Origin of the sequence: Vreelandella aquamarina, assembly GCF_020075495.1 — a bacterium.
GTDB lineage: Bacteria > Pseudomonadota > Gammaproteobacteria > Pseudomonadales > Halomonadaceae > Vreelandella > Vreelandella aquamarina_A.
This window is the reverse complement of sequence record NZ_JABYQT010000060.1, coordinates 1-247: the sequence shown is the minus strand read 5'-3', so window position 1 is coordinate 247 and position 247 is coordinate 1. Positions and strand designations below refer to the sequence as shown.

The following is a 247-nucleotide window of genomic DNA, read 5'->3' as shown; positions in this document are numbered from 1 at the left end:
TCGACGCGATCACCGGCACCGTCACCCTGACCGACGCGGGCGCGGCCCACGTCAACGGCGGCGGCAACCTGCCGGCGGTGAACGTGACCGTGACCGACGCACAAGGGCTAACGGCTAACAACACCGCGCCCGTGGAGGCCAGCGCCTTGCTGCCCACCGTCGAGGTGACCAGCACTTATGACGCCATCCAGGGCGTGGCCGAAGCCGGCCAGCAAGTGGCGACCAGCCAGGGCAACGACCCGGACGG

1 protein-coding gene is annotated in these 247 nt (G+C 70.4%); it reads left to right on the top strand.

All coding sequences use genetic code 11. From position 1 onward, the window contains the following. Positions 1-247: hypothetical protein (locus HW452_RS17465; protein WP_224107353.1), on the top strand; the 247-nt coding region annotated here is incomplete at both ends.